The following is a 25,214-nucleotide window of genomic DNA, read 5'->3' on the forward strand; positions in this document are numbered from 1 at the left end:
GTCAAGCCAGCCGTGGCTTTGACCATTCACCGCGTCAAACAAGCCCGCAGGGGCGGGATAAATGTCCGTGATCAACTTCAACATCGCCCAATGGCGCGCGTGGGCCCCCGGGCTCGACAGCGTGGACGCCTGGCAGGCCTGGAGCCGACAACCGGTCGCGCTCCAGAGCAGTGATGCCGCGCCCGATGTGTCGTTCCTCCCGGCCATGCAACGCCGACGCTTGAGCCGTCTGGCGCGGATGGCCTTCAGTGTCGGCTGGCCATTGGCCGAGGGGCGCGAGAATTTGCCGCTGGTGTTCGTCTCCCGGCACGGTGAAACCCCGCGCACCTTCGACATCCTCAGCGATCTGGCCGCCGAACAGCCGTTGTCACCGACCCAGTTCAGCCTGTCGGTGCACAACGCGATCATCGGTCTGTGGTCGATCATGCGCGGTGAAACCAGCGAAATGACCGCCCTCGCTGCTGCCGGCGATGGCCTGGAAAACGGCATGCTGGAGGCCGCCGCGCTGCTCAACGAAGGCGCACCCGCCGTGTTGCTGGTGATCACCGAAGAACAACCGCCCCAAGCCTATTCGACGTGGATCGACGACGTGCCCTTCCCCTACGCGGTCGGCCTGCTGCTGACGCCGGGTACCGACTGGCGGCTGACCCTGAACAGCACAACAGAAGCACTGTCAAAAGCTCAATGGCCCCACGCGCTGAATCTGTTGCGCGCCCTGCTCGGCCAGCAAACCCTTTGCCAACATGCCTGGAAAAATCGTGTATGGACCTGGCAACGCAACCCGTAGCCGTTAAAAACCGCGACGCCTACTACTGGCGCCTGCTGGCCACCGCCGCAAGCTTCGCCCTGTTCGGGCTAGGCGGACTGTGCCTGCGCGTGCTGGTATTTCCGCTGCTGGCTTGTCTGCCCGGTGACGCGCAGGTACATCGGCAACGAGCGCGACAGACCGTCAGTCGGCTGTTCTGGTTTTTCGTGCGGTTCATGGCCCGCACTGGTGTGCTGACCTACGACATTCAGGGTGCCGAACGCCTGGGTCGCCCGGGGCAGATGATCATTGCCAACCACCCGTCGCTGATCGACGTGGTGTTTCTGATCGGTCTGGTACGCCACGCCAATTGCGTGGTGAAAAAAAGCCTGTGGGAAAACCCCTTCACCCGTGGCCCGTTGCGCCGTACCCAATACATCAGCAACGACGGCAGCATGGACATGCTCGATGCCGCCGCCGATGCACTGAAAACCGGCCAGACCCTGATCATTTTCCCGGAAGGCACCCGCACCCAGCCGGGGCAGGCGCCGGCCTTTCATCGGGGGGCGGCAGCAATAGCCCTGCGCGGTGCGAAGATCCTCACCCCAGTGGTGATCAAGGTCAGCCCGACCACTTTGACCAAGGCCGAGCCGTGGTATCGCATTCCAATGCGCCGCGTGCATTTCAGTTTTCGCGTCGGTGCCGATATAGATCCACAGACCTTTGCCGCGCAAGGCCCTGCACCGCAGGCTTCGCGCAAGCTCAACGATTATTTGCACTCTTACTTTATTAAGGAGCTCGCCGAAGATGAGCGATCTGAATCGTGACATTAAAGCGTTGATCATCGACGCCCTGGGCCTCGAAGACATCAGCGGCGACGACATCGGCGACGACCAGACCCTGTTCGGCGAAGGCCTCGGCCTGGATTCGGTCGATGCGCTGGAACTGGGTCTGGCGATCCAGAAAAAATACGGCATCAAGATCGACGCCGATGCCAAAGATACCCGTAACCATTTCACCAACGTGGCGAGCCTTGCGGCCTTCGTCACGGCAAAACAGGCAGCTTGAGACCGGACCATGCAAACTCGTGACGATATCTTCAACACCCTGCGTGATGCGCTGGTCGAGCTGTTCGAACTCGATCCGGCCCGTGTGAGTCTGGAATCGAACCTGTATCAGGATCTGGAAATCGACAGCATCGACGCAGTCGACCTGATCGATCACATCAAACGCCAGACCGGCAAGAAAATCGCCGCCGAAGAGTTCAAGTCGGTGCGCACCGTCAGCGACGTGGTCGAGGCGGTCTACCGTCTGGTTCAACCGGCCGCATGAGCCGATTGATCGGCCTCGGCCTGCTGCTGGCGGGCCTGCTGTACCCCTTTGCGGTGTATTTCGGCATGGAGCATTTTGCCCCGTGGCAGTTCGGCTTGCTGCTCGGCAGCCTGTGGCTGGCGCGGGCGCTGACCGGCGAGCGCAAACCCGGCAGCCTGTGGATGGCGGTAGTCGCCATCGCCTTCTGCCTGTTGCTGGCAGTGTTCGATAGTCCGTTGCTGTTGCGCTGGTATCCGGTGCTGATCAGCGGCTTCATGCTGGCGCTGTTCGGCCTGAGCCTGAAATTCGGCCCGCCGATGGCCGAACGTCTGGCGCGACTGCGTGAGCCGCAACTGCCGCAAAAGGCGATTCGTTACACCCGTCAGGTCACCGTGGCCTGGAGTGTGTTTTTCTTCTGCAACGGTTTATGCGCCGCGCTCCTGACTCTGTGGGCGCCGCTGAACTGGTGGATGTTGTACACCGGGCTGATCTCCTACGGATTGATCGGCCTGATGTTTGCCATTGAATGGCTGATACGACAAAGGGTAAGAGGTCGCCCATGAATTGGATAAAGCTTGAGCAACTGCTGCTCAAGGCATCGCCGGCTCGCGCAATTACCCGCGAACCGGCACTTGATCACGCGCAACTGTGTGAACAGGCATTGAGCTTCGCCGCCGGCCTGCAAGCCCGGGGCGTGCAGCGCATGGCGGTGCATCTGGAAGATGCGGCCGAACTCGCCGTCGCCCTGCTTGGTGCCTGGCGCGCCGGGGTCAGTGTTTTGTTGCCTTCGGACTTGCAACCGCAGACCCGCCAGCGCTGGTCGGGCGACGTCGATCTGTGGCTGACCGATCAAACCAGCGACGAGCAACCGACAGCGTTGTATCAATCGCCTCTGGCCGCTGCAGAACTTGACCTCGACCAGTGCCGCCTGAGCCTCTGTACTTCCGGTTCCAGCGGCGAACCCAAGCGCATCGACAAGACCCTGCGCCAACTGGCCAACGAAGTCGAAGCACTGGAACAGTTGTGGGGCGCCGACCTCGGTGAGGCCTGCATCATCGGCAGCGTTGCGACCCAACATATTTACGGCTTGCTGTTCCGCGTGCTCTGGCCCTTGTGCGCCGGGCGCCCGTTCGTGCGCAAGCAACTGGCCTTCCCGGAAGACCTGCAGCGCGCCAGCCGCGAGCACTCGGCGTTCGCCTGGATCGCCAGCCCGGCGCTGCTCAAACGCATGGGCGACAACCTTGACTGGCCGGCCCTGCGCGCCGTGCGTCGGGTGTTTTCCTCCGGCGGCGCGCTGCCGACTGATGCCGCACAAAGCCTGCATCAGCGTTTGCACCAGTGGCCGACCGAGATCCTCGGCAGTTCTGAAACCGGCGGCATTGCCTGGCGTCAGGGTCAGGACCTGTGGCAGCCGTTTGCCGACGTCGAACTGACTCAGGACAGCGACGGTGCCCTGCTGATCGCTTCGCCTTATCTGCCTGCCGGACATGTCGAACACACCGCCGATGCCGCACGCATCGCCGCTGATGGCCGCTTCGAATTGCTTGGGCGGCTGGACCGAATCGTCAAACTCGAAGAAAAGCGTATTTCCCTGCCGATGCTCGAACAGGCGTTGATGACCCACGACTGGGTCGCCGAAACGCGTCTGGGTGTGGTGCAGGAAAACCGTGCGTCGCTCGGTGCATTGCTGGTGCTCAGTGAAAGCGGCCTCTTTGCCCTGCGCGAGCATGGCCGTCGCCACTTGACCGAAACCCTGCGTCAACATTTGCGCGAGCATTGCGAAGCCCTCGCCCTGCCCCGGCGCTGGCGCCTGCTGCGACAACTGCCGCTGAACAGCCAAGGCAAGCTGCCGCAGGCCGAAGTCGAAGCGCTGCTGCTGGCACCGCGCCCGAAAGCCCCAGAAGTGCTGGAGCAGACGCAAACCGATGGCGAATGGAACCTGCAACTGACCGTGCCGCCAGACCTCGCCTACTTCAGCGGCCACTTCCCCAAAGCCCCGGTGTTGCCGGGTGTGGTGCAAGTGGAGTGGGCGCTGAACCTCGGCCGGCAGGTGCTGAACCTGAGCGGCGCGTTCGCCGGCATGGAAGTGCTGAAGTTCCAGCGTCTGGTACGCCCAGGGAATGAAATCCAGTTGCACCTGCGTTTTGAGCCGTCACGCGGCAAGCTGTATTTCACCTACCGCAACGACACCGCGACCTGCTCCAGTGGCCGAATCCTGCTGGAGACTGCTCATGCATAACATTAATGAGTGCTGCGCACTCAATCGCGAGCAGGCTCGCTCCCACATTAGTCCGCGCAACCTGTGGGAGCGAGCCTGCTCGCGAAGCGGTCACAGCGGTCATTCGGTAGAGAATCGGTATGCATAACCCTTGTGCAGTGATTCCGGTCTACAACCACGAAACCGCGATCAGCAGCGTGGTCGATGCCCTGCTCGCGCAAAATCTGCCGTGCATTCTGGTGGACGACGCCAGCAGCAAATCCTGCGCGCAGGTGCTGGACACACTGGCCGGGCGCGACAACGTTTATCTGGTGCGCCTGACCGTCAATCAGGGCAAGGGCGGTGCGGTGATGACCGGTCTGCGTGAAGCGTCGCGTCTGGGTTTCAGCCATGCCTTGCAAGTCGATGCCGATGGTCAGCACGACTTGCAGGACGTCGCCCGTTTCATCGCCGAATCCCGCGCCCATCCAGAAGCAATGATCTGCGGTTATCCGCTGTACGACGCCAGCGTGCCCAAGGGCCGTTTGTATGCGCGCTACCTGACCCATGTGATGGTCTGGATCAACACTCTGTCGCTGCAAATCCGCGACTCGATGTGCGGCTTTCGCGTGTATCCGTTAGCGCCGACGCTGGCGGTGATCGACTCGGCGCGAGTCGGCAAACGCATGGATTACGACTCGGACATCCTTGTGCGCCTGTCGTGGCGCAATCAGCCGATGCGCTGGCTGCAAACCAGCGTGCATTACCCGCTGGACGGTGTGTCGCACTTTCGGATGTTCCACGACAACGTGCTGATTTCGAGCATGCATATGCGGTTGTTCCTCGGCATGCTGCTGCGCTTCCCACTGATCCTCTGGCGGCGGTGGCGGGCATGACGGTCGAGACCGATAAAAAGCATTGGGCCGACCGCGAGGAACGCGGCAGTTTCCTGCTGATGAAATTCACTGCGCTCGCTGCCAAGGTCCTTGGCCGGCGCCTGCTGAGTCCGTTGCTGTACGGCATCGTGCTGTACTTTTTCCTGTTCGGCCGCACGGCTCGCCGCAGCGCCTGGCAATACCAGCAACGGCTCGCCGACTGGAGCGGGCGCAGCGAATTGCGCCCAAGCCTGTGGCGTGTATTCGGCCAGTTCATGGCGTTTGCCGATTCGATGCTCGACAAGCTCGACGTGTGGAACGGCAAACTGCGCATCGAGCAGATCGAAATCATCGACCCGGCGCTGCTGCGCAATCAGTTGCGTGGCACCCGCGGACAACTGCTGGTCGGCGCGCATCTGGGCAATCTCGAAGTGTGCCGGGCGCTGGCGGAAATCGGCGAAAAGGTCACGATGAACGTGCTGGTGCACACCAAGCACGCCGAACAATTCAATCGCCTGCTGGGCGAGGCCGGGGCGACCAATCTGCGCTTGATCCAGGTCAGCGAACTCGACCCGGTGATCATGCTGCAATTGCACGAACGTCTTGAGCGCGGTGAGTGGCTGGCGATTGCCGGCGACCGCGTGCCGCTGCACGGCGGACGCAGCATCAGCGTGGACTTTCTCGGTCATCCGGCAGCGTTCCCGCAAGGCCCGTGGTTGCTGGCCGGCCTGCTGAAATGCCCGGTTAATCTGCTGATGTGCCTGAAACAGCCTGACGGTCACTATCGCCTGAGCCTCGAACCCTTCGCCGACACCATCGCGTGGAAGCGCAGCGAGCGCGAGCAGGTCATTCATCAGTGGGCGACCCGTTACGCCGAGCGACTGGGTCACTATTGCCTCGAAGCGCCACAACAATGGTTCAACTTTTACCCTTTCTGGAAGACCGATGACGACGCCAACCCATGAGCCGGTAACCTTCGGCGAACGCCCTTTGCGCATCGAAGACGTGCTGGCCCTGGCCAACCGTCAGGCGCCCGTGCAGTTACAGAGCGACGCGGCTTACCGCGAGCGCATTGCCAAGGGTGCGCGATTCCTCGATTCGCTGCTGGACAAGGAAGGCGTGATCTACGGCGTGACCACCGGTTACGGCGATTCCTGCGTGGTCGCGGTACCATTGCATCACGTCGAGGCGCTGCCGCGTCATCTCTACACCTTCCACGGTTGCGGACTGGGCAAACTGCTCGACGCGCAAGCCACCCGAGCGGTGTTGGCGGCACGTTTGCAGTCGCTGTGCCACGGCGTTTCCGGGGTGCGCGTGGAATTGCTGGAACGCCTGCATGCGTTTCTTGAACACGACATCCTGCCGCTGATTCCGGAAGAAGGTTCGGTCGGCGCCAGCGGCGATCTGACGCCGCTGTCCTACGTCGCCGCGACCTTGTCCGGCGAGCGCGAAGTGATGTTCCGGGGCGAGCGCCGGCAATCCGCCGACGTGCATCGCGAACTCGGCTGGACGCCGCTGGTGCTGCGCCCGAAAGAAGCGCTGGCGCTGATGAACGGCACGGCAGTGATGACCGGTCTGGCCTGCCTCGCCTACGCCCGCGCCGATTATCTGCTGCAACTGGCAACACGCATTACCGCGCTCAACGTGGTGGCGCTGCAAGGCAATCCGGAGCACTTCGACGAGCGCCTGTTCGCTGCCAAGCCGCATCCGGGTCAGATGCAAGTCGCCGCGTGGCTGCGCAAGGATCTGGCCATCGACGCACCGACTGCGCCACTGCATCGTTTGCAGGATCGCTATTCCCTGCGCTGCGCCCCGCACGTACTCGGCGTATTGGCCGACAGCCTGAACTGGCTACGTTCTTTCATCGAAATCGAGCTCAACAGCGCCAACGACAACCCGATCATCGACGCCGAAGCCGAGCGCGTGTTGCACGGGGGGCACTTCTACGGCGGTCACATCGCGTTCGCCATGGACAGTCTGAAAAACCTCGTGGCCAACGTAGCTGACCTGCTGGATCGCCAGCTCGCCTTGCTGGTGGATGAGCGTTACAACCACGGCTTGCCAAGCAACCTGTCGGGCGCCAGCGCCGAGCGGGCGATGCTCAATCACGGCTTCAAGGCTGTGCAGATCGGCACCAGCGCCTGGACTGCCGAAGCGCTGAAAAACACCATGCCGGCCAGCGTGTTCTCGCGCTCCACCGAGTGCCACAACCAGGACAAGGTGAGCATGGGCACCATCGCCGCTCGCGACGCGATTCGTGTGCTGGAACTGACCGAACAGGTCGCCGCCGCCACGTTGCTCGCGGCCAATCAGGGCGTGTGGCTGCGCGGTCGCGACGAAGACGCCCGCCCACTGCCACCGTCGCTGGCGGCAATGCACGAAGAACTGGCCAAGGATTTCCCGCCGGTGATCGAAGATCGTGCGCTGGAAGGCGAGTTGCGCCTGTGTCTGCAACGCATCGCCGAGCAACACTGGAGGCTGCATGCGTAGCGCCGGAGTGCTCCACGCCGATACCGAAATTCTCGTACCGTTTTTCGACGTCGACACCATGCACGTGGTCTGGCACGGCCATTACGTCAAATACCTCGAAGTCGCACGTTGCGCGTTGCTGGACAAGATCGGCCACAACTACACGCACATGGTCGAGTCCGGGTTTGCCTGGCCGATCATCGACCTGCAACTGCGCTACGTGCGCGGCGCGGTGTTCGGCCAACGCCTGAACGTGCGCGCCAATCTGGTCGAGTGGGAAAACCGGCTGAAGATCAATTACCTGATCACCGACCTGCAGACCGGCGAACGCCTGACCCGCGCCAGCTCGGTGCAGGTCGCGGTCGAAGTCAGTAGCCGCGAGATGCAACTGGCCTCACCGAAAGTCTTCACCGATGCCGTGGAAAGGATGCTGCGATGAAAACGCTTTTCAAAGGTTTTGGCCTGCTTTGCCTGCTCGGTCTCTCGTCGCTGGCCAACGCTTTCGACCTGCAACAACTGAGCGCACAACTGGCCAGACCGGACGTGATCCACGGCCAGTTCATTCAGGAAAAACACCTGCGCGCCCTGCCCCAGCCACTGATCAGCAAGGGCAGCTTCGTTCTGGCGAAGAATTACGGCCTGCTGTGGCTGCTGAAAAGCCCGCTGCAACAGGATTACCGGATCAGCGCCAAGGGCATAGCCCGGCGCGACGACAACGGCTGGCAAATGCTGCCGAACAAGAGCGCCGGGGCCGAGCAGAACCGCTTGTTCCTCGCCGTGCTGCAAGGTGACAGCAGTGGCCTGCAACGCGACTTCGAACTGGCCCTGAGCGGCGACGCGCAACAGTGGAAACTGACGCTGACGCCGCGCTCGTTGTTGCTCAAGCAAGTGTTCAACCAGATCAACATTGACGGCGGCGCATTGGTGCAAACCATCGAACTGCTGGAAACCCAGGGCGACAGCACCGTACTGCGCATGCAGGACAGCAAGGCTGATCAACCATTGAGCGATGCGGAGCAGCATGACTTTGCTGAATGAACGCAGGCTGCCGTGGCTGTTTCTGATCCTGCTGCTGGCAGTCATCGCGCTGGGCAGCTGGCAGTGGCGCCATGGCGCGCCGCTGTCGGCCAACCTGATGGAACTGGTGCCCGGCACCAGCCCTGACTCCCTTGAACTGCGTGCCGAACAGCGCATGCAGGAACCGCTCAACCGCGAAATGCTGGTGCTGGTCGGGCATGCGGATCGCCAGCAAGCAGTCGCCATGGCGCAGACACTCGGCGAGCAATGGCAGGTCAGTGGTCTGTTCGAAAAAGTGCAATGGAACCTGCAAGCGGATCTGCCGGCGCTGCGCACTCAGCTGTTGCAAGGACGGCTGGCGATGCTCTCGGCGGATGACCGGCAACTGCTGAGCGAACACCCGGACGCGTTCATTCAGCAACGGGTGCAGGCGCTGTTCGACCCGTTCACCGGTTTCAGCCTCGTACCAAGCCAGGACGACTGGCTGGGCCTCACCGGGCGCATCCAGAACAGCCAGCCACAACACGGCGCGGTGCAACTGGACATCGGCAGCGGCGCACTGATCGCCGATGCCGACGGCAAGAGCTGGGTGCTGTTGCGTGCGCGGACCACCGGCAATGCCTTCGACATGAACCTGCCGCTACAAGTCGCCGACCTGCTGCAACGCAGTCGCGATCAAGCCGCGCGCAGCGACGTACAACTGCTGGCCGCCAGTGGTTTGCTGTACGCCGCCAACGGCCAGCAACAAGCCACGCGGGAGATGACCTGGGTCGGTGGCGGTGCGACGGTCGGCATTCTGTTGCTGCTGTTGCTGGCGTTCCGGCGCTGGCGCGTGCTGCTGGCATTCGTGCCGGTGCTGGTCGGCATGTTGTTCGGTGCGGTGGCTTGCGTGGCGCTGTTCGGCCATATGCATGTGATCACCCTGGTGCTCGGCTCCAGCCTGATCGGCGTCGCGGTGGATTACCCGCTGCATTACCTGTCCAAGAGCTGGAGCCTCAAGCCGTGGCGCAGTTGGCCGGCCCTGCGCCTGACCCTGCCGGGGCTGACCCTGAGCCTGATCACCAGCGGCATCGGTTATCTGGCGCTGGCCTGGACGCCGTTCCCGGCGCTGACGCAGATCGCGGTGTTCTCCGCCGCCGGCCTGCTCGGCGCCTATCTGTCGGCGGTGTGCCTGCTGCCGGCGTTGTTGAAGAATGTCGAACTGCGCCCGGCGCAATGGCCGCTGCAAGTCGCCGAACGCCTGTTGAGCTGGCGGGAAAAACTCCTGCAACACGCCAAGACTCCGATGTTGCTGGCCCTGCTGATCGCCTTCTGCGTTGGCGGCCTGATGCAACTGCAAAGCAAGAACGACATCCGCCAATGGGTCGGCGCACCGAAGCACCTGACCGATGAAGCGCAGACCATCGCCCGCATTACCGGTTATCAGCCGACCAGCCAGTTTTTCCTGGTGCGTGCAGCCGATCAGCAGCAACTGCTGGAACGGCAAGCCGCGCTGAGCGAGCGTCTGCAACAACTGGTCAATCTCGACAAGCTGCAAGGCTATCTGACCCTCGATCAACTGGTCAGCGCCCCGAGCCAACAGCAGCAAGTGCGTGAATCGCTGAGCAAACTGCCTGAGTTCTGGCAGCCGCTGCTGGATCTCGGCGTGCCGCTCGCGGCCCTGCAAAACGAGCTGCATCAATTGCAGACCCTGCCCGCCGAAAGTATTGATGACGCCCTCGTCGGCCCGCTCGGCGAACCCTATCGTCCGCTGTGGCTCGGCCCGACCGAGGACGGAGTGGCGGCAATTGTCAGTCTGCAAGGACTGAATGATCCGGCGCTGTTAAAGATTCAAGCGCTGGATTTGCCCGGCGTGACGCTGGTGGACCGTCTCGGCGATTTGAACAAGGTGTTTGCGGCAACCCAGGTCAGCGCTGCCGAACTGAAACTCGCCTCCTGCGTGTTGATCGTGCTGGTGTTGATCCTGCCGTTCGGCTTCGGCGGTGCGTTGCGCATCGTTGCTCTGCCGCTGCTGGCGGCGTTGTGCAGCCTCGCCAGTCTCGGCTGGCTCGGCCAGCCGTTGACCCTGTTCAGTCTGTTCGGCCTGTTGCTGGTGACGGCGATCAGCGTCGATTACGCGATCCTCATGCGTGAGCAGGTCGGCGGCGCCGCTGTCAGCCTGCTCGGCACGTTGCTCGCGGCGTTGACCACCTGGCTGTCGTTCGGCCTGCTGGCGGTGTCCAGCACCCCGGCGGTGAGCAACTTCGGCCTGTCGGTCAGTCTCGGGCTGGCGTTCAGCTTCATTCTGGCGCCGTGGGCCGGGCGTCAGACCCACGCCGCTACGGTCGCGGAGCCGACAACATGATGGTCGTCGGCTTCTGGCTGATGGCACTGGCGATGTTCGCCGTGGCCACCCGCATCGGCCGCCACTTTGGTCTGATCCCGATCGTCAGTCAGTTGCTGCTGGCAACTTTTGGTCTGCCGTTGCTGATGTACTTCTGGATCGAACCGGGCTGGCAACTGAGCGGCGCCGCACTGATCGCACCTGAGTGGCTGAAAAACCTCTACAGCCTGAGCTTTGCGCTGTTGCTCGGGCATATTCTCAGCGATGTGATCGACCTGCGCCTGGATCGCCAGAGCCTGAAAATCGCCCTGCCGAGTTTCGCCGTGCCGTTCGTTTGCGGCGTCGCGACGGCCGTGTGGTTGCTGCCACCGCAAGCGTGGATCAGTTCGCTGGCCATCGGTCTGGTGTTCGCCATTACTGCGATCCCGGTGCTGTATCTATACCTGCGCCATATCGACTATCCGCCCGCCGCCACCCGGCGTCTGGTGCAGACTGCAATCCTCATCGACCTGACTTGCTGGACGCTGTTCGGCGTTGCGCAGGGCAGCTTGCACTTGAGCAGTCTGCTGCTACCGCTGGGCCTGGCTTGTGTGCCGTTGTTGTTGCGCGGTTTCGGCATCCGTCGACCGCTGACCTACAGCCTCGGTTTCTTCGCGCTGCTGATACTGGCCGAACATTACAAACTCAATGCGCTGATCCTCGGCATCGGCTATCTACTGTGCATGGCCGCGCTCAAAATACCCTTGGTGCTGCCGTTACCAGCACGCTGGATGAACCGTTTGCAGACATGGATAGCGATTCCGCTGATCCTGACTTTCGGTATCGTCCAGATCGACGTGCACAGCGCCCTCGCCAGCCTCGGCGCAGGGCAATGGGCGGCGCTGCTGCTGTTGCCGATCGTCAGCAAACTGCTCGGTAACTGGCTGGGCCTCGGCTGGGCCGGTGCGTCGTTCGAAGGCGCCAGCCGCTGGCGCGAAAGCGTGCTGCTGAACATTCGCGGCTTGAGCGAAATCGTCTTTCTCAATCTGCTGCTGCAACAACATCTCATCAGCCCGGCGCTGTACTTCGCGCTGATGCTGATGGGTTTGGGCGCCACCTTGCTGCCGGCACTGATCGGTCTGCATCGGGCGCAGCTGAGCATCCCCCCCCCTCTAACACGGAGTTCACGTGGCAATCGTTGAAATGGAATCTCGTCAGGTCGTGATCATCGGGGCCGGCCCGTCCGGCGCCATCGCCGGCGCATTGCTCAAACGCCAGGGCCACGATGTATTGGTGATCGAGCGCCAGCATTTCCCAAGGTTTTCCATCGGCGAAAGCCTGCTCAGTCATTGCCTGGATTTCGTCGAAGAAGCCGGCATGCTCGACGCGGTGAATGCCGCCGGATTTCAGCGCAAGACCGGCGCTGCATTTGCCTGGGGCGAGCGCTACAGCGCCTTCGATTTCAGCGAAACCTTCACCGCCGGCAAGCCGACTACGTTCCAGGTGCAACGCGCCGATTTCGACAAACTGCTGGCCGATCAGGCCGAGTTGCAAGGTGTGGAAATTCGTTACGGCGAGGCGATTGTCAGTGTCGATTTCGACCGGGCAAAACCACATCTCGACGTGCGCCGCGAAGATGACAGCGAATACCGGATCGAGGCCGACTTCGTCCTTGATGCCAGCGGTTATGGACGTGTGCTGTCGCGGATGCTCGACCTCGAAGCACCGTCGAATTTCCCGGTGCGCCAAGCAGTGTTCACCCACGTCGAAGATCACATCGACAATCCGGCCTTCGACCGCGAAAAAATCCTCGTCACCACTCATCCGTTGCATCGCGATATCTGGTTCTGGACCATTCCGTTCAGCAATGGTCGTTGTTCGGTGGGTGTGGTTGCGGCGGCAGAACACTTCGACGGCCGCGACAGCGATCTTGATGCCTGCCTGCGCGGTTTCATCGCCGAAACCCCAAGCCTGTCCGGCGTCTTGAACAATGCCGTATGGGACACTCCGGCGCGCACCCTCGGCGGTTACGCGGCCAACGTCAAAACCTTGCATGGCCCGGGCTTTGCGCTGCTGGGCAACGCGGCGGAGTTTCTCGACCCGGTGTTTTCCTCCGGCGTGACCATTGCCATGCGTTCGGCGAGCATGGCCGCCGCAGTTTTGCATCGTCAGTTGCAGGGCGAAGCGGTCGATTGGCAAACCGAGTTTGCGGACCCGCTCAAGCGCGGCGTCGATACCTTCCGCGCCTACGTTGAAGGCTGGTACGCAGGTACTTTTCAGGACGTGATTTTTTATGAGCAAGGCTCAGCGGATATCCGTCGCATGATCTGCTCGATCCTCGCCGGTTACGCCTGGGACGAACGCAACCCGTTCGTCAGCGAAGCGCGTCGTCGGTTGAAGACGATTTCCGAACTCTGTGCCAAGGACGCCCCATGAATTACCTGAGCGACAACTACGTCGAAGAAACCCGCTTCGGTTTCTGGTTCCTGCGCAGCCACACCTGGCAACACCACGTGCTGCGAGTGGCGATCAACGATCTGCGCAATCTGTTCAGCGATTCGCTACCGGCCAACCCGGTGCTGCTCGACGCAGGTTGTGGTCAGGGCAAATCCTTTCGTTATCTGCGCCAGACCTTTGCCCCGCAACGGCTGATCGGTGTCGATGCTGACCCGCACAGCCTGCAATTGAGCGGTGAAGAGGCGACGCGTCTGGGATTTGATGTCGAGTTGATCGGCAGTGATTGCGCGACTCTCAACGTGCCGGACGCCAGCGTTGATGTGCTGTTCTGTCACCAGACATTCCATCATCTGGTGGAACAGGACAAAGCCCTCGCCGAGTTCTATCGGGTACTCAAGCCGGGCGGCTACCTGCTGTTCGCCGAGTCGACCGAGGCTTACATTGATACCTGGGTGATTCGTTGGCTGTTCCGCCATCCGATGCATGTGCAGAAGAGCGCGGCGCAGTATCTGCAAATGATTCGCCAGCAGGGTTTTGAATTTGCTGAGCAGAACGTTTCGTACCCGTATTTGTGGTGGAGCCGATCGAAGGATTTCGGTTTGCTGGAGCGGACTGGATTGCTCAAGCCAAAGCCGTTTGGTCAGCGTGAGGAAACGCTGGTGAATGTCGTCGCCCGCAAGCCTCTGGCAGGTAATCTCTGATGCAACACAGTCGATTGGTGCGCATTGAACCCTGTGGGAGCTGGCCTGCCAGCGATTGCGGTGGATCAGTCAGCCGGAATGCTGGATGCGCCGACGCCATCGCTGGCAAGCCAGCTCCCACAGGAATTGTGGTGTGGCTGATGTTGGTGGTGTTTGCCCTGCTCAGTGGATGCGCTAACAACGCGCCGCTGCCTGTGGATAACCCGAAACTGCCCTTGCCGCTGCAATTGCACATCGAACGCCACCAGGCCGATCAACGTCAGGACTGGCTGTTGGTTATCCAGCAAGAAGGCCCGGGCATTCGCTGGTCGATGATGGACCCGCTGGGCATTCCCGTGGCCCGTCAGCAACTGATCGACGGACACTGGCAGGCCGATGGACTGCTGCCGCCGAACCCCGAAGCCCGGGAGCTGTTCGCCGCGCTGCTGTTCGCGCTGACGCCACCCGGTGAACTGCTGCGCAACTACCCCGCTGCGCAACAACAGGACAAACAACGTTCCCTGCCGGCGCGTTGGGACGTGCGTTATTCACAACCGCTGAACTTCGAATTGAATCTGCCTCAAGGCCCGCGTTATCGCGTGTCGCCACTCGGTGAACCGACGTCATGACCGCTTATCTGAACGCTCTCGGTGTGATCTGCGCCCTCGGCCGCGATAAACGCCAGGTGGCGCAAAACCTGTTCGCCGGTGACTGCTCGGGCATGCGCCTCGAAGGTGGTTGGGTGCCCGAACGCGAATTGCCAGTGGCGTCCGTGCAGGGCGACCTCGCGCCGATCCCGCCACACCTGGCGGAACAGAGCAGCCGCAATAACCAATTGCTGCTGGAAGCGGCATTGCAGATCCGTGACGACATCGAACAAGCGATCCAGACCTACGGTCGCGAGCGCATTGGTGTGGTGCTTGGCACCAGCACTTCGGGCATCGATGAAGCCAGTCGTGGTCTGGCGCATTACATCAGCAATCAACAATTCCCGGCCGACTACGATTATCGGCAACAGGAACTCGGCGCCCCGGCGAATTTTCTCGCCGACTGGCTGCAACTCAGCGGCCCGGCCTATGTGATTTCCACGGCGTGCACCTCCAGCGCCCGGGCGTTGATGAGCGCGCAACGTCTGCTCGATCTCGGGCTGTGCGACGCGGTGCTGTGCGGTGGCGTCGATAGCCTGTGCAAACTCACGCTCAACGGATTTTCATCGCTTGAAGCGGTTTCCGACGAGCGCTGCAATCCGTTTTCCGCCAACCGCAACGGCATCAACATCGGCGAAGCGGCGGTGCTGTTCGTGATGAGTAAACAACCCGGCAACGGCCCGGCCATCGCCCTGCTCGGTGCTGGGGCCAGTTCCGATGCGCACCATATTTCTGCGCCGGAGCCGAGCGGTCGCGGCGCGCTGCAAGCGATGCAGAAAGCCCTGAGCCGCGCACATCTGCAAGCCGGGCAAATCAATTATCTGAACCTGCACGGCACCGCCACCCAACACAACGATTCCATGGAAAGTCTGGCGGTCGACGCGCTGTTTCCGCAGGGCGTACCGTGCTCGTCGACCAAACCGATGACCGGCCACACCCTCGGCGCCGCTGGTGCACTGGAAGCGGCGTTCTGCTGGCTGAGCCTGAGCGCCGACAATCCTGAACACGCGTTGCCGCCACACGTCTGGGACAGTCAGGCCGATCCGGCTCTACCAGCCCTGAAGTGGGTGACCGCAAGCGAACGCCTGTCGTCCATTGCTCCCCGCTACCTGATGAGCAACTCCTTTGCCTTCGGCGGCAACAACGTCAGCCTGATTATTGGAGATGCCCCATGAGTGACTGGCCGCTCGCCGAGCTGCTGCCGCACGCTGGCGACATGATCCTGATCGACGAGGTGCTGAGCTTCGACGACGAGCAGATCCACACCCGGCTCACCGTGCGCCCCGACGGCCTGTTCAACTTGCCCGACGGCAGCCTGCCGGCGTGGGTCGGCATTGAGTTGATGGCGCAGAGTGTTGCGGCCTTCGCCGGTTGCCACGCGCGACAAAAGGGCAACGCCGTGGAGCTGGGTTTTCTGCTCGGCACGCGCAAATTCGAATGCAATGTCGAGGCGTTTCCGGCTGGCAGCGAACTGACCATCCACGGTCTGCGCTCGCTGGAAGACGATAACGGCATGGGCGTCTTCGAATGCCACATCAACGCGCCGGGCATTCATGCCAGCGCCCGACTGAACGTGTTCCGCCCGCCCGAAGCGGGGCAATATCTACAACAATCCAAGGAGTCGAACGATGACTGAATCCGTATTGGTCACCGGCTCCAGCCGTGGCATTGGCCGCGCTATCGCGCTGCGTCTGGCGCAGGCCGGGCATGACATCGTCCTGCATTGCCGCAGCGGCCTGGCCGAAGCGCAAGCGGTGCAAACCGAAGTCGAAGCACTGGGCCGCAAGGCGCGCATTCTGCAATTCGACGTCGCCGACCGCGAAACCTGCAAAAGCATTCTCGAAGCCGACGTCGAAACCCACGGCGCCTATTACGGCGTGGTACTCAACGCCGGCCTGACCCGCGACGGCGCCTTTCCAGCACTGAGCGATGACGATTGGGACGTGGTGCTGCGGACCAATCTCGATGGCTTCTACAACGTTTTGCACCCGGTGATGATGCCGATGATCCGCCGTCGCGCCGCCGGGCGAATTGTCTGCATCACTTCGGTTTCCGGGTTGATCGGCAACCGTGGCCAAGTCAACTACAGCGCCTCCAAGGCCGGAGTGATCGGCGCCGCGAAAGCATTGGCGATCGAACTCGGCAAGCGCAAAATCACGGTTAACTGCGTCGCCCCGGGCCTGATCGACACGGCCATGCTCGACGAAAACATGCCGGTGGAGGAACTGATGAAAATGATCCCCGCACAACGCATGGGCACTCCGGAAGAAGTGGCCAGTGCAGTGAATTTCCTGATGTCGGCGGAAGCCTCGTACATCACCCGCCAGGTGCTGGCGGTCAACGGAGGCTTGTGCTGATGAAGCGCGTCGTCGTCACCGGCATGGCCGGCATTACCTCTCTGGGCAGCGACTGGGAAACCATCGCCGGCAACTTCGCGGCCAATCGCAGCGGCATCCGCCGAATGGATGAGTGGGATCGCTTCAGCGAACTCAACACCCGGCTGGCCGGGCCTGTCGACGATTTCGTCGTACCGAGCCACTGGACCCGCAAGCAACTGCGCAGTATGGGCCGCGTCTCGCGCCTTGCAGTTGGTGCGGCAGAACAGGCATTGGCCAACGCCGGACTGCTCGGCGACCCGTCGATCAAGGACGGCCGGATGGGCGTGGCCTGCGGCTCATCCACTGGCAGCACCGACGAGATCAAAGCGTTCGGCAACATGCTGCTCAACTCGGTGGCCGAGGGGCTGAACGCCAACTCCTACGTGCGGATGATGCCGCACACCACCGCAGCGAACATCAGCATTTTCTTCGGCCTGACCGGGCGTCTGATCCCGACCTCCAGCGCCTGCACCAGCGGCAGCCAGGGCATCGGGTATGCCTACGAGGCGATCAAGTTCGGGCGCCTGCCGTTGATGCTTGCTGGCGGCGCCGAAGAACTCTGCCCCACCGAAGCCATGGTCTTCGACGCGCTGTACGCCACCAGCCTGAAAAACGATGCGCCGCAAACCAGTCCGCGTCCCTATGACAAGGATCGCGATGGCCTGGTGATCGGTGAAGGCGCCGGCATGCTGGTGCTCGAAGAGCTGGAACACGCCCTCGCCCGAGGCGCGCATATCCACGCCGAGATCGTCGGTTTCGGCAGCAACGCCGACGGCCAGCACACCACACGTCCAGAGCAAATCACCATGCGCCGCGCCATGGAGCTGGCACTGGAAGACGCTGGCGTGACGCCAGATGTCATCGGCTACGTAAATGGTCACGGTACGGCTACAGAACAGGGCGACATTGCCGAAACACTGGCGACCAGTAGTTTGTTCGGTGAACGCATGCCGATCAGTTCGCAGAAGAGTTTCCTCGGCCACACGCTCGGGGCCTGCGGGGCGCTGGAGTCGTGGTTCAGCATCGAGATGCTCAACCGCGATCAGTATGTGCACACGTTCAACCTCGACGAGATCGATCCGCACTGCGGCAAGCTCGATTACCTGCGCGGCGAATTCCGCCAGATGCATCACGACTACGTGATGAACAACAATTTCGCTTTTGGTGGCGTCAACACCTCGTTGATTTTCCGCCGCTGGCACTGACCGCAATACGTTTGGAGTGAAGGGAATGACTCAGTTTTACCGCATCGCCGCCCTGCTGGCCCTGGCCTTGGTGCTCGGCGGATGCACCAGCAAACCGGTGTACAACGCCAAGGAAGAGTTCTCCAGCAACCTCGGTTTCACCTCGCCGCAAATGAGCCGCGCCATCGTCACCGCACTGAATGACCGCCAATGGGTCGTGCAATCGGTGAAGCCGGGCATGATCAAGGCCGCCATTACCGTACGTGGCAGCCATCACGCCGAAGTCGACATTCCGTTCACCCCGACTTCGTTCGAAATCGACTACCGCAGCAGCTACGGCCTGAACTACAAGGACGGCAAGATCCACGGCAACTACAACCGCTGGGTCAACCGTCTGCGCGACAACGTGCTCAAAGAACTGTCGATCAACCCGGACATCGAAGCCGTCAACAACCTGGGCATCATCAACCAGGGCGCCGACGAACCGACCTACCTGAGCTTTCGCGAAGGCGTCAAACGCGCCACAGACGCTGGCCTGCTCGACGGCAGCGTGAAGTTCTACCTGGCCGGCGAAACCCTGCCCAACCAGGTGCGCAAACTCGATACCGTCAGCAGCAGCCGCAAGACCAACGGCTCGAACAAATCCGACGCCGACGCCTGCTTCTGGGCCCTGCAATCGGCCCTCGCGACCCTGCAGAACGCAGCGAAAAAAGCCGACGCCAACGCCGTGATCAACATCGCCAGTGTCGACCAGCGCGACCTCTACAAAGACACCGAAAAATTCCAGTGCCGCGCCGGGCTGGTGGTGTCGAGCGTGGCGCTGCGTGGTGATTTGGCGCACGTGGACTGACGAACACATCATCTGTGGCGAGGGAGCTTGCTCCCGCTCGGCTGCGCAGCAGTCGTAAATCCGGAGGCTGCGAATTTACAGACAGACCGCGAACACAGGATTTGAGGCCGCTTCGCAACCCAGCGGGAGCAAGCTCCCTCGCCACAAAGGGCGCCATTTGGCGCCCTCTTCATTTTCAGCATCTACACTCGCTCAAGCAGGCCATCACGCAGCGCCTGCCCGAACGGCGAGCCAGGTCGATCGAACTCTCGCGGTTCTCTTTCACCGTCAAGGAGATGACCATGCAAGTGAAAGCCCTGTTCGCCGCCGCGCTGTTGGGGCTGCTGCCCAGCGCCAGCCAGGCCACCAATCTGATGTACATGCCATTCGAGACGGTGCTGTCGGATGCGATTCGCGCCGGGCGGCTGGATGGCAGTGTGAAGTTTTATCTGGCGGGCAATGGGCCGCAGGGCACACAGCGGTTGTTGCAGCGTGGTGTGGTGAGCGACTTGCGCACCAATGGTTCCAACAAGAGCGATCACGACTCCTGCGAGTGGGTGCTGCAGTCGAATCTGATCAAGCTGCAGGCCGATGCCAAGCGGGTCGGGGCGAATGCGGTGACCAACATCGTCAGTTTCTACGACCAGCATGTGCGCAAGGATCTGAATACGTATGAATGTCGGGCGGGTGTTTTTGCGACGCGGGTGGCGTTAAAGGGGGATCTGGTGCGATTGCCTTGAGTGGCAAGATCAAAAGATCCCAGGCTGCGGTTGCGACGAAGCCACGGCACAGAATCGCACCAGTAGTATGATAATCTGCGCCTACCAAACAACACCTTGAGGGTAAATCATGGCTACTGTGCGCAAGACCATCACCTTGACCGACGCACAAGACAGCTGGATAAAGGCTCAAATCGAGGCCGGTCAGTACACGAACGACAGCGAATGCATCCGCGACCTGATTCGTCGAGAACAGGAACAACGCTATAGCCTTGAAGCAATCCGTTCAGCGCTCATCGCCGGGGAAGCTAGCGGCGAGCCTCGACCATTCAACGCGCAGTCTTTCAAGCAACGCATGACGGATAAGCATGGCTGAATATCGACTGACGCCTGCGGCAGAAATGGATCTGGAAGACATCTGGCGTTACACCGCTCAAACCTGGAGTGTGCAGCAAGCCAACGAGTACACGGATATCCTGACGACTACCTTTGATGAGTTAGCGGCGTGGCCTTCCAGAGCAAGGACATGCGATGAAATCCGAAGGGGCTACCGGCGCATAAGTATTGAACATCACACAGCCTACTTGACCGTCGAACCTTACGGCATTGCCATCGTGCGTATCTTGCATAAAGCAATGGATACGACACGTCACCTGTAATGAACATCAAATACTTTTGATGTTAAGCACTCAATGGTTCGACCTTGTGCGTGAGCAGTTCGACGAAGGCTTTGGCCATCGGTGATTTCTGATCCTTGCGCTGCACCAGCCACACCGCCGTCACCGCCTCCGGGTCGCGCAGCGGTCGGTAGACCACGCCATCGATGCGCATGCGCTGATACGAGGCTGGCATCACTGAGACGCCCAGCCCGGCGGCCACCAGGCCGATGATGGTCATGGCCTCGCCGGCCTCCTGAGCGAAGTGCGGACTGAAACCGGCATCCCGCGCCAGACTGAGCAATTGCGCATACAGACCGCTGCCGTAGCTGCGCGGGAAGAACACAAAGGGTTCCAGCGCCAGCTCCGAAAGAAACAACCCTTCTTCACTGCCCTGCGCCAGCGGATGTTTGGAGCTGAGCACGGCGACCAGCGGTTCGCGCATCAATTCGACCACACTCAGCGAATCCGGCAGCCCCAACGGACGCATGATCCCGACTTCAATCGATTGATCGACCAACGCATCGGCAACCATGGTGCTGCTCATCTCGCGCAGATTCAGATGCACCGCCGGAAAGCGCTGGCGGAAAGCAAAGATCGCCTGGGGAATGGTCGAGTTGAACGGTGCCGACGAGGTGAAGCCGATCTTCAGTTCTCCGAGTTCGCCGAGCTGTGCACGGCGGGCGACATCCGCCGCTTTGTCGACCTGCGCCAAAACCAGTCGCGCCTCTTCGAGAAACAATCGCCCCGCTTCGCTAAGCTCAACCCGACGATTGGTACGTTCGAACAGGCGGGCGCCGACCTCTTGCTCCAGCGCCTGAATCTGCTGGCTCAGCGGCGGCTGGGAGATGCCCAGCACCTGTGCGGCGCGGCCAAAATGCAGTTCTTCGGCGACGGCGATGAAGTAGCGCAGGTGACGCAATTCCATGGAAACCCCATTAGGTCGTTAAAGCTATCAAACAGGTCGAACAATATATTGGATAGAAACATTAGCCAGCTATATGATTTTTTCCATTGCCTGCCTGGCCGTGCCCTCCGAGGTCTGAAGTGAAAACTGCTGTCGCGCCCCTTGCCCATGAAGTCCCGCCTGCTGCGGCGGACGATATCGTCGCCGAGCTGCAAGAGATCTACATCGAAAAAGGCACACCGATGTTCATGCGCACGGTGCTGGCGCTGTTCAGTGGCGGCTTCGCGACCTTTGCCTTGCTCTATTGCGTGCAACCGATGATGCCGCTGCTGTCTCACGAGTATTCGATCAATGCGGCGCAGAGCAGCCTGATTCTCTCGGTGGCGACCGGCATGCTCGCCATCGGTCTGCTGATTACCGGGCCGATTTCCGACCGGGTCGGGCGCAAACCGGTGATGGTCGCGGCATTGTTCGCCGCGGCGCTGTGCACCATGGCCAGCGCGATGATGCCGAGCTGGCAAGGTGTTCTGATCATGCGAGCGCTGATCGGGCTGTCGTTGAGCGGGCTGGCGGCAGTGGCGATGACTTACCTGAGTGAAGAGATTCATCCGCAGCACATCGGTCTGGCGATGGGTTTGTACATCGGCGGCAATGCGATTGGCGGGATGAGCGGACGCTTGATTACCGGGGTGTTGATCGACTTCGTCAGTTGGCACACGGCGATGCTGGTGATCGGCGGTCTGGCACTTATCGCAGCCACGGTGTTCTGGAAAATTCTCCCGGAATCGCGCAACTTCCGCTCGCGCTCGCTGCACCCGCGCAGTCTGCTCGATGGCTTCACCATGCACTTTCGTGATGCGGGGCTGCCGTTGTTGTTCCTTGAGGCCTTCGTGCTGATGGGTGCGTTTGTCACCCTGTTCAACTACATCGGTTATCGCTTGCTGGCCGCACCGTACAACCTCGATCAGGTGTTTGTGGGGCTGCTGTCAGTGGTGTACCTGTCGGGCATCTACAGCTCGGCGAAAATTGGTTCGCTGGCGGACAAACTGGGGCGCCGCAAAGTGTTGTGGGCGACGATTGCGCTGATGTTCGCCGGCCTCGCCCTGACCATGTTCACACCGTTACCATTGGTGATCCTCGGCATGTTGATTTTCACTTTCGGCTTCTTCGGCGCGCACTCGGTGGCGAGCAGCTGGATTGGCCGTCGGGCGCTCAAGGCCAAAGGGCAGGCGTCGTCGTTGTATCTGTTCAGCTATTACGCGGGTTCGAGCATTGCCGGGACGGCGGGCGGGGTGTTCTGGCATATGGGCGGATGGAATGGCATCGGCCTGTTCATTGGCGCGCTGTTGGTGGTGGCGCTGCTGGTGGCGTTGAAACTGGCGAAGTTGCCGCCGTTGCAGGGTGTCAAAGCCTGATACAAAACCTACATTAGAAACAAAAACGCCCGGCATTGGCCGGGCGTTTTTTATTGCAGCGCGATCACTCGTGATACTGCGCCGACAACTCATGCACGGCACGCAAGAACGCGCCAGCGTGTTCCGGATCAACCTCAGGGGTGATGCCATGGCCGAGGTTGAACACGTGGCCGCTGCCCTTGCCGTAGCTGGCCAGAATGCGCCCGACTTCGCTGCGGATCGCTTCTGGTTTGGCGTAAAGCACGGTCGGGTCCATGTTGCCTTGCAGCGCAACCTTGTCACCCACGCGGGCGCGGGCGTTGCCGATGTCGCAGGTCCAGTCCAGACCCAGTGCGTCGGCGCCGGCGTCGGCGATGCTTTCCAGCCACAGGCCGCCGTTCTTGGTGAAGAGGATCACCGGCACCTTGCGACCTTCGTGCTCGCGGATCAGGCCGCTGACGATTTTTTTCATGTAGGCCAGCGAGAACTCCTGATACGCCGCTGCCGACAGGTTGCCGCCCCAGGTATCGAAGATCTGCACCGCTTGTGCGCCGGCCATGATCTGGCCGTTGAGGTACGACGTCACCGACTGAGCCAGCTTGTCGAGCAGCAGGTGCATGGCTTGCGGGTTGTCGTAGAGCATGGCTTTGGTCTTGCGGAAGTCTTTCGACGAGCCGCCTTCAACCATGTAGGTCGCCAGAGTCCACGGGCTGCCGGAGAAGCCGATCAGCGGCACACGGCCGTTCAGCTCGCGGCGGATGGTGCTGACCGCGTCCATCACGTAGCCGAGGTCTTTGTGTGGATCAGGGATCGGCAGGGCTTCGATGTCAGCCAAAGTGCTGACGACTTTCTTGAAGCGCGGACCTTCACCGGTCTCGAAGTACAGGCCCTGGCCCATGGCATCGGGGATGGTGAGGATGTCGGAGAACAGGATCGCCGCGTCCAGTTGTGGATAGCGGTCGAGCGGTTGCATCGTGACTTCGCAAGCGAACTCCGGGTTCATGCACAGGCTCATGAAGTCACCGGCCTTGGCGCGGCTGGCGCGGTATTCAGGCAGGTAGCGACCGGCCTGACGCATCATCCACACCGGGGTGACGTCTACGGGTTGCTTGAGCAGGGCGCGAAGGAAACGGTCGTTCTTCAGGGCAGTCATGTCGGCATCCGGAAAAAAAGTGCGGGCATTTTCTCAGAGCGCGACGCAAAAGGCACGGTTGCAGGTCAGCCTTTTGTCTATCGGGTCAATTTATTGCAATGAAACACAGCTTTTAGCAACACCGAGAAACACTGTGGGAGCTGGCTTGCCAGCGATGCAGACACCTCGGTGTGTCATTCAGACCGAGTTGATGCTATCGCTGGCAAGCCAGCTCCCACAGGTATTGCGTTGCAGTTTCGATCAGGGCTTAGACTTCCAGGTAATCCAGAATCCCTTCAGCCGCATTACGGCCTTCGAAGATTGCGGTTACCACCAGGTCGGAACCACGCACCATGTCGCCACCGGCAAAGATTTTCGGATTGCTGGTCTGGTGCTTGTACTTGCCTTGCTCAGGCGCAACAACGCGGCCCTGGCTGTCGGTCTGGATTTCGAACTGTTCGAACCACGGCGCCGGGCTCGGACGGAAACCGAAAGCGATGACCACGGCGTCGGCCGGGATGATCTCTTCGGAGCCCGGGATCGGCTCAGGGCTGCGACGGCCACGGGCGTCCGGTTCGCCGAGACGGGTCTCGACCACTTTCACGCCTTCGACCTTGTCCTCACCAACGATGGCAATTGGCTGACGGTTGTAGAGGAATTTCACGCCTTCTTCCTTGGCGTTCTTCACCTCTTTGCGCGAGCCCGGCATGTTCGCTTCGTCACGACGATAGGCACAGGTCACCGATTTGGCGCCCTGACGAATCGAAGTACGGTTGCAGTCCATCGCCGTGTCACCACCGCCGAGCACCACAACCTTCTTGCCTTTCATGTCGACGAAATCTTCCGGCGACTTTTCAAAACCGAGATTGCGATTGACGTTGGCGATCAGGAAGTCGAGCGCATCGTGCACGCCCGGCAGATCCTCACCGGCAAAGCCGCCCTTCATGTAGGTGTAGGTGCCCATGCCCATGAACACTGCATCGTATTCTTCGAGCAGTTGCTCCATGGTCACGTCTTTGCCGACTTCGGTATTCAGACGGAACTCGATGCCCATACCGGTGAAGACTTCGCGGCGATTGCTCAGCACGGTCTTCTCAAGCTTGAACTCGGGGATGCCGAAGGTCAGCAAGCCGCCGATTTCCGGGTTCTTGTCGAACACCACCGGAGTCACGCCACCACGCACCAGCACGTCGGCACAACCCAGACCCGCCGGACCTGCGCCGATGATCGCGACACGTTTGCCGGTCGGTTTGACCTTGGACATGTCCGGGCGCCAGCCCATGGCGAACGCGGTGTCGGTGATGTACTTCTCGAC

Annotated in this window: 28 protein-coding genes; 25 read left to right on the forward strand and 3 right to left on the reverse strand. The window is 61.3% G+C overall.

Features of this window, described 5'->3' with window-relative positions; all coding sequences use genetic code 11:
• Positions 1–61: 61 nt before the first annotated feature.
• The 24 genes from ACIOZM_RS21170 to ACIOZM_RS21285 all read left to right on the forward strand — a co-directional run bounded on the left by ACIOZM_RS21170 (position 62) and on the right by ACIOZM_RS21285 (position 20,469).
• Complete coding sequence (locus ACIOZM_RS21170; protein ID WP_401216823.1) at positions 62–787, forward strand: beta-ketoacyl synthase chain length factor; 726 nt, start codon at positions 62–64, stop codon at positions 785–787.
• Positions 763–1,572, forward strand: coding sequence for a lysophospholipid acyltransferase family protein (locus tag ACIOZM_RS21175; protein ID WP_401216824.1), 810 nt, complete (start codon positions 763–765; stop codon positions 1,570–1,572). The genes ACIOZM_RS21170 and ACIOZM_RS21175 overlap by 25 nt, the downstream gene beginning before the upstream one ends.
• Positions 1,553–1,813: a phosphopantetheine-binding protein gene (locus tag ACIOZM_RS21180; RefSeq protein WP_401216826.1), complete on the forward strand. Its 261-nt coding sequence runs from the start codon at positions 1,553–1,555 to the stop codon at positions 1,811–1,813. Before ACIOZM_RS21175 ends, ACIOZM_RS21180 begins: the two co-directional genes overlap by 20 nt.
• Before the next feature lie 9 nt (positions 1,814–1,822).
• Positions 1,823–2,077, forward strand: coding sequence for an acyl carrier protein (locus tag ACIOZM_RS21185; protein ID WP_007947135.1), 255 nt, complete (start codon positions 1,823–1,825; stop codon positions 2,075–2,077).
• Positions 2,074–2,619 (forward strand): hypothetical protein, encoded by a 546-nt coding sequence (locus ACIOZM_RS21190; RefSeq protein ID WP_401216827.1) that lies wholly within the window; start codon positions 2,074–2,076, stop codon positions 2,617–2,619. The genes ACIOZM_RS21185 and ACIOZM_RS21190 overlap by 4 nt, the downstream gene beginning before the upstream one ends.
• Positions 2,616–4,295: an AMP-binding protein gene (locus tag ACIOZM_RS21195; RefSeq protein WP_401216829.1), complete on the forward strand. Its 1,680-nt coding sequence runs from the start codon at positions 2,616–2,618 to the stop codon at positions 4,293–4,295. Before ACIOZM_RS21190 ends, ACIOZM_RS21195 begins: the two co-directional genes overlap by 4 nt.
• Positions 4,296–4,414: 119 nt before the next feature.
• Positions 4,415–5,149, forward strand: a complete 735-nt coding sequence (locus ACIOZM_RS21200; RefSeq protein WP_401216830.1) for a glycosyltransferase family 2 protein — start codon at positions 4,415–4,417, stop codon at positions 5,147–5,149.
• Entirely contained in the window at positions 5,146–6,093 is a 948-nt protein-coding gene (locus ACIOZM_RS21205) for a glycosyl transferase (RefSeq protein ID WP_401216832.1), read from the forward strand. The genes ACIOZM_RS21200 and ACIOZM_RS21205 overlap by 4 nt, the downstream gene beginning before the upstream one ends.
• On the forward strand, positions 6,074–7,618 hold the full coding sequence (gene hutH, locus ACIOZM_RS21210; RefSeq protein ID WP_401216833.1) for a histidine ammonia-lyase: 1,545 nt from the start codon (positions 6,074–6,076) through the stop codon (positions 7,616–7,618). Before ACIOZM_RS21205 ends, hutH begins: the two co-directional genes overlap by 20 nt.
• On the forward strand, positions 7,611–8,036 hold the full coding sequence (locus ACIOZM_RS21215; protein ID WP_401216834.1) for an acyl-CoA thioesterase: 426 nt from the start codon (positions 7,611–7,613) through the stop codon (positions 8,034–8,036). Before hutH ends, ACIOZM_RS21215 begins: the two co-directional genes overlap by 8 nt.
• The gene (locus ACIOZM_RS21220) at positions 8,033–8,635 is read left to right on the forward strand and encodes an outer membrane lipoprotein carrier protein LolA (RefSeq protein WP_401216835.1); all 603 of its coding nucleotides are present in this window, start codon (positions 8,033–8,035) and stop codon (positions 8,633–8,635) included. The genes ACIOZM_RS21215 and ACIOZM_RS21220 overlap by 4 nt, the downstream gene beginning before the upstream one ends.
• The gene (locus ACIOZM_RS21225) at positions 8,619–10,958 is read left to right on the forward strand and encodes an MMPL family transporter (protein WP_401216837.1); all 2,340 of its coding nucleotides are present in this window, start codon (positions 8,619–8,621) and stop codon (positions 10,956–10,958) included. Before ACIOZM_RS21220 ends, ACIOZM_RS21225 begins: the two co-directional genes overlap by 17 nt.
• Positions 10,955–12,118: a sodium:proton antiporter gene (locus tag ACIOZM_RS21230; protein ID WP_401216838.1), complete on the forward strand. Its 1,164-nt coding sequence runs from the start codon at positions 10,955–10,957 to the stop codon at positions 12,116–12,118. Before ACIOZM_RS21225 ends, ACIOZM_RS21230 begins: the two co-directional genes overlap by 4 nt.
• Positions 12,105–13,352 (forward strand): NAD(P)/FAD-dependent oxidoreductase, encoded by a 1,248-nt coding sequence (locus ACIOZM_RS21235; protein ID WP_401216840.1) that lies wholly within the window; start codon positions 12,105–12,107, stop codon positions 13,350–13,352. The genes ACIOZM_RS21230 and ACIOZM_RS21235 overlap by 14 nt, the downstream gene beginning before the upstream one ends.
• The gene (locus ACIOZM_RS21240; RefSeq protein WP_401216842.1) at positions 13,349–14,074 is read left to right on the forward strand and encodes a class I SAM-dependent methyltransferase; all 726 of its coding nucleotides are present in this window, start codon (positions 13,349–13,351) and stop codon (positions 14,072–14,074) included. Before ACIOZM_RS21235 ends, ACIOZM_RS21240 begins: the two co-directional genes overlap by 4 nt.
• Positions 14,074–14,682 carry a hypothetical protein gene (locus tag ACIOZM_RS21245; protein WP_401216843.1) on the forward strand — a complete coding sequence of 203 codons (609 nt, stop codon included), beginning with the start codon at positions 14,074–14,076 and terminating at the stop codon, positions 14,680–14,682. The genes ACIOZM_RS21240 and ACIOZM_RS21245 overlap by 1 nt, the downstream gene beginning before the upstream one ends.
• Positions 14,679–15,875: a beta-ketoacyl-[acyl-carrier-protein] synthase family protein gene (locus tag ACIOZM_RS21250; protein WP_401216845.1), complete on the forward strand. Its 1,197-nt coding sequence runs from the start codon at positions 14,679–14,681 to the stop codon at positions 15,873–15,875. Before ACIOZM_RS21245 ends, ACIOZM_RS21250 begins: the two co-directional genes overlap by 4 nt.
• Positions 15,872–16,336 (forward strand): hotdog family protein, encoded by a 465-nt coding sequence (locus ACIOZM_RS21255; protein ID WP_401216847.1) that lies wholly within the window; start codon positions 15,872–15,874, stop codon positions 16,334–16,336. The genes ACIOZM_RS21250 and ACIOZM_RS21255 overlap by 4 nt, the downstream gene beginning before the upstream one ends.
• Positions 16,329–17,057 carry a 3-oxoacyl-ACP reductase FabG gene (gene fabG / locus ACIOZM_RS21260; RefSeq protein WP_401216849.1) on the forward strand — a complete coding sequence of 243 codons (729 nt, stop codon included), beginning with the start codon at positions 16,329–16,331 and terminating at the stop codon, positions 17,055–17,057. Before ACIOZM_RS21255 ends, fabG begins: the two co-directional genes overlap by 8 nt.
• Positions 17,057–18,283: a beta-ketoacyl-ACP synthase gene (locus ACIOZM_RS21265; RefSeq protein WP_401216851.1), complete on the forward strand. Its 1,227-nt coding sequence runs from the start codon at positions 17,057–17,059 to the stop codon at positions 18,281–18,283. The genes fabG and ACIOZM_RS21265 overlap by 1 nt, the downstream gene beginning before the upstream one ends.
• Positions 18,284–18,308: 25 nt before the next feature.
• Complete coding sequence (locus tag ACIOZM_RS21270) at positions 18,309–19,112, forward strand: hypothetical protein (RefSeq protein WP_401216853.1); 804 nt, start codon at positions 18,309–18,311, stop codon at positions 19,110–19,112.
• 281 nt (positions 19,113–19,393) lie between these two features.
• Positions 19,394–19,831, forward strand: coding sequence for an excinuclease (locus ACIOZM_RS21275; RefSeq protein ID WP_401216855.1), 438 nt, complete (start codon positions 19,394–19,396; stop codon positions 19,829–19,831).
• Positions 19,832–19,940: 109 nt separating this feature from the next.
• Complete coding sequence (locus tag ACIOZM_RS21280; protein WP_401216856.1) at positions 19,941–20,186, forward strand: type II toxin-antitoxin system ParD family antitoxin; 246 nt, start codon at positions 19,941–19,943, stop codon at positions 20,184–20,186.
• Complete coding sequence (locus tag ACIOZM_RS21285) at positions 20,179–20,469, forward strand: type II toxin-antitoxin system RelE/ParE family toxin (protein ID WP_401216858.1); 291 nt, start codon at positions 20,179–20,181, stop codon at positions 20,467–20,469. Before ACIOZM_RS21280 ends, ACIOZM_RS21285 begins: the two co-directional genes overlap by 8 nt.
• A gap of 22 nt (positions 20,470–20,491) precedes the next feature.
• On the opposite strand, the gene ACIOZM_RS21290 is transcribed toward ACIOZM_RS21285, so the two are convergent.
• Positions 20,492–21,394: a LysR substrate-binding domain-containing protein gene (locus tag ACIOZM_RS21290; protein WP_401216860.1), complete on the reverse strand. Its 903-nt coding sequence runs from the start codon at positions 21,392–21,394 to the stop codon at positions 20,492–20,494.
• Positions 21,395–21,570: 176 nt separating this feature from the next.
• On the opposite strand from ACIOZM_RS21290, the gene ACIOZM_RS21295 reads away from it, so the two are divergent.
• Entirely contained in the window at positions 21,571–22,788 is a 1,218-nt protein-coding gene (locus ACIOZM_RS21295; RefSeq protein WP_401216869.1) for an MFS transporter, read from the forward strand.
• 64 nt (positions 22,789–22,852) lie between these two features.
• On the opposite strand, the gene hemE is transcribed toward ACIOZM_RS21295, so the two are convergent.
• A complete protein-coding gene (hemE, locus tag ACIOZM_RS21300) occupies positions 22,853–23,920 on the reverse strand; it encodes a uroporphyrinogen decarboxylase (protein ID WP_401216862.1) in 1,068 nt (355 codons plus the stop codon).
• Positions 23,921–24,167: 247 nt separating this feature from the next.
• On the reverse strand, positions 24,168–25,214 hold a 1,047-nt coding region (locus tag ACIOZM_RS21305; RefSeq protein WP_401216864.1), incomplete at its 5' end, for an FAD-dependent oxidoreductase.

Origin of the sequence: Pseudomonas sp. NPDC087346, assembly GCF_044744235.1 — a bacterium.
GTDB lineage: Bacteria > Pseudomonadota > Gammaproteobacteria > Pseudomonadales > Pseudomonadaceae > Aquipseudomonas.

Bases quoted from the DNA above. Each gene is read 5' to 3' on its own strand.
- ACIOZM_RS21170 (WP_401216823.1), top strand. From the start codon at position 62: ATGTCCGTGATCAACTTCAACATCGCCCAATGGCGCGCGTGGGCCCCC.
- ACIOZM_RS21175 (WP_401216824.1), top strand. From the start codon at position 763: ATGGACCTGGCAACGCAACCCGTAGCCGTTAAAAACCGCGACGCCTAC.
- ACIOZM_RS21180 (WP_401216826.1), top strand. From the start codon at position 1,553: ATGAGCGATCTGAATCGTGACATTAAAGCGTTGATCATCGACGCCCTG.
- ACIOZM_RS21185 (WP_007947135.1), top strand. From the start codon at position 1,823: ATGCAAACTCGTGACGATATCTTCAACACCCTGCGTGATGCGCTGGTC.
- ACIOZM_RS21190 (WP_401216827.1), top strand. From the start codon at position 2,074: ATGAGCCGATTGATCGGCCTCGGCCTGCTGCTGGCGGGCCTGCTGTAC.
- ACIOZM_RS21195 (WP_401216829.1), top strand. From the start codon at position 2,616: ATGAATTGGATAAAGCTTGAGCAACTGCTGCTCAAGGCATCGCCGGCT.
- ACIOZM_RS21200 (WP_401216830.1), top strand. From the start codon at position 4,415: ATGCATAACCCTTGTGCAGTGATTCCGGTCTACAACCACGAAACCGCG.
- ACIOZM_RS21205 (WP_401216832.1), top strand. From the start codon at position 5,146: ATGACGGTCGAGACCGATAAAAAGCATTGGGCCGACCGCGAGGAACGC.
- hutH (WP_401216833.1), top strand. From the start codon at position 6,074: ATGACGACGCCAACCCATGAGCCGGTAACCTTCGGCGAACGCCCTTTG.
- ACIOZM_RS21215 (WP_401216834.1), top strand. From the start codon at position 7,611: ATGCGTAGCGCCGGAGTGCTCCACGCCGATACCGAAATTCTCGTACCG.
- ACIOZM_RS21220 (WP_401216835.1), top strand. From the start codon at position 8,033: ATGAAAACGCTTTTCAAAGGTTTTGGCCTGCTTTGCCTGCTCGGTCTC.
- ACIOZM_RS21225 (WP_401216837.1), top strand. From the start codon at position 8,619: ATGACTTTGCTGAATGAACGCAGGCTGCCGTGGCTGTTTCTGATCCTG.
- ACIOZM_RS21230 (WP_401216838.1), top strand. From the start codon at position 10,955: ATGATGGTCGTCGGCTTCTGGCTGATGGCACTGGCGATGTTCGCCGTG.
- ACIOZM_RS21240 (WP_401216842.1), top strand. From the start codon at position 13,349: ATGAATTACCTGAGCGACAACTACGTCGAAGAAACCCGCTTCGGTTTC.
- ACIOZM_RS21245 (WP_401216843.1), top strand. From the start codon at position 14,074: ATGCAACACAGTCGATTGGTGCGCATTGAACCCTGTGGGAGCTGGCCT.
- ACIOZM_RS21250 (WP_401216845.1), top strand. From the start codon at position 14,679: ATGACCGCTTATCTGAACGCTCTCGGTGTGATCTGCGCCCTCGGCCGC.
- ACIOZM_RS21255 (WP_401216847.1), top strand. From the start codon at position 15,872: ATGAGTGACTGGCCGCTCGCCGAGCTGCTGCCGCACGCTGGCGACATG.
- fabG (WP_401216849.1), top strand. From the start codon at position 16,329: ATGACTGAATCCGTATTGGTCACCGGCTCCAGCCGTGGCATTGGCCGC.
- ACIOZM_RS21265 (WP_401216851.1), top strand. From the start codon at position 17,057: ATGAAGCGCGTCGTCGTCACCGGCATGGCCGGCATTACCTCTCTGGGC.
- ACIOZM_RS21270 (WP_401216853.1), top strand. From the start codon at position 18,309: ATGACTCAGTTTTACCGCATCGCCGCCCTGCTGGCCCTGGCCTTGGTG.
- ACIOZM_RS21275 (WP_401216855.1), top strand. From the start codon at position 19,394: ATGCAAGTGAAAGCCCTGTTCGCCGCCGCGCTGTTGGGGCTGCTGCCC.
- ACIOZM_RS21280 (WP_401216856.1), top strand. From the start codon at position 19,941: ATGGCTACTGTGCGCAAGACCATCACCTTGACCGACGCACAAGACAGC.
- ACIOZM_RS21285 (WP_401216858.1), top strand. From the start codon at position 20,179: ATGGCTGAATATCGACTGACGCCTGCGGCAGAAATGGATCTGGAAGAC.
- ACIOZM_RS21290 (WP_401216860.1), bottom strand. From the start codon at position 21,394: ATGGAATTGCGTCACCTGCGCTACTTCATCGCCGTCGCCGAAGAACTG.
- hemE (WP_401216862.1), bottom strand. From the start codon at position 23,920: ATGACTGCCCTGAAGAACGACCGTTTCCTTCGCGCCCTGCTCAAGCAA.